Raw genomic sequence first — 1,700 nt, forward strand, 5'->3', positions numbered from 1 at the left:
ATGAGGGGCGTCCGCGCATCGTCGATCAGCACGGAGTCGACCTCATCGATCATGGCGAAGTGGTGCTTACCCTGCACCTTATCGTCCATGCTGCGGACCATGTTGTCGCGCAGGTAGTCAAAGCCGAACTCATTGTTGGTACCGTAGACGATGTCGCACTTATAGGCCCGCACCCGGTCCGGGCTGTGGGGGCGGTACTTGTCGATACAGTCGATCGTCAGGCCGAGGAATTCCATGATCGGGCCGACCCACTCGCAGTCCCGTCGGGCCAGGTAGTCGTTCACGGTTACCACGTGTACGCCCTTACCGCTCAGTCCGTTCAGGTAGGCGGGCAGGGTTGCGACCAGGGTCTTACCCTCACCCGTCGCCATCTCCGCGATCTTACCGTCGTGGAGGACCATACCGCCGATGAGCTGTACGTCGTAGTGGATCATGTTCCACTCCACCTTACCGCCCCCGGCCATCCATTCCTTGGCGTAGGTGATTTGGTCGCCATCGACGGAGAGGTATCCCTTCTTAGCGTCCTCGAGCAGTAACCGGTCGTGGTCGGTAATGCTGACGGTCACGGGACCGGCCGTAAAGCGGGCAGCCGTTTCTTTCACCGTCGCGAATGCCTCGGGAAGCAGGTCCTTAAGAATGACTTCCAGTTCCTCGTCGCGCTGTTCGTTCAGTTTGTCGATCTGCTTATAGAAATCGTCTTTCTCCCGGAAATCAGCGGTTTCCTTTGCCCGTTTGGCCAACTGTTCGATCTCCGAATCAATGGCGGAGAGATGCTCGGCCATACGACCGCGAAACTCAACGGTCTTATGCCGCAACTCATCGTTCGACAGACCGGAGAGCCCGGTAAAAGCTTCGTTGATCTGATCCACTTTTGGCTGGTAAGTGGCTACGTCACGATCCTGCTTGGAACCGAACAACTTCTTTATCGCCTTAAACATGCTGCTATATTTTAAACACCGCACCTGCGCCCCGTCGCCCGGAGGAAACTTATGCGCGGACAGCGTGATCTGCTTAGAAAACGGAAGGCAAAGATAACGCCAAAGCCCCGCAAGCGTCATATTGTCAGCAAGAAGGTACGTTATAATAGCCCCGCACGCGCGCTTTCCAGGAAGGCCTGCCGTTCGTCGAGCGAAATGGCCAGCGGTAACTGGGCGATACCGATAATCCGGCGAATCACCTCTACGTAGGCAAACTGCCGTACCAGGCCACCGTCAAAGCCCGGCGGCCGCTGGTAGGCCGTGTCCAGTAAGTGCAAATGGCGTTCCGGCGCGCCCGCCAGCAGCAGGTGGCCCAGCAATACGCCCAGGTCGAATTCCGGGCGGCCCCGGTGGCTGAATTCTCCGTCGATCACGTAGACCTGACCCGATGCCCGCAGGAAACTTCCCGGGTAAAAATCACCGTGGATCAGCCGCCGGCTATCGTTTGCCAGGTACAGTTTCCCCAGTTCCCGCGCCCGCCTGGCCAGCCGCTCGTCCGCCCGGAAGGGGCGCGCCACTTTCGCCAGTCCGGGGTAGAGCGCATCCAGGGGAAAACCGTTATCCATCCGGAAGGGTAGGTCGAAGATATGGGCGTGGTTCAGTTCCCGCAGCCCGGTGTTGAGGGCGTAATCCGGCTCCACTTCCAGTTCGTGGAGGGCGGTGGCGTAGGTTAGCAACTCCGTTAGCTCCGAATCGGCCAGTTGCACGCCCTGATCGTAAATG

At 58.8% G+C, this 1,700-nt stretch carries 1 protein-coding gene and 1 pseudogene; both read right to left on the reverse strand.

Annotated elements, in window-relative coordinates:
* Positions 1-938, reverse strand: a pseudogene (gene secA / locus WBA11_RS19675) (preprotein translocase subunit SecA); the annotation flags it as partial.
* 140 nt (positions 939-1,078) lie between these two features.
* Positions 1,079-1,700 (reverse strand): phosphotransferase (locus WBA11_RS19680; protein WP_424522330.1); only part of this gene is annotated, 622 nt, incomplete at its 5' end.

Source organism: Rubrivirga sp. (genome assembly GCF_049648075.1).
GTDB lineage: Bacteria > Bacteroidota > Rhodothermia > Rhodothermales > Rubricoccaceae > Rubrivirga.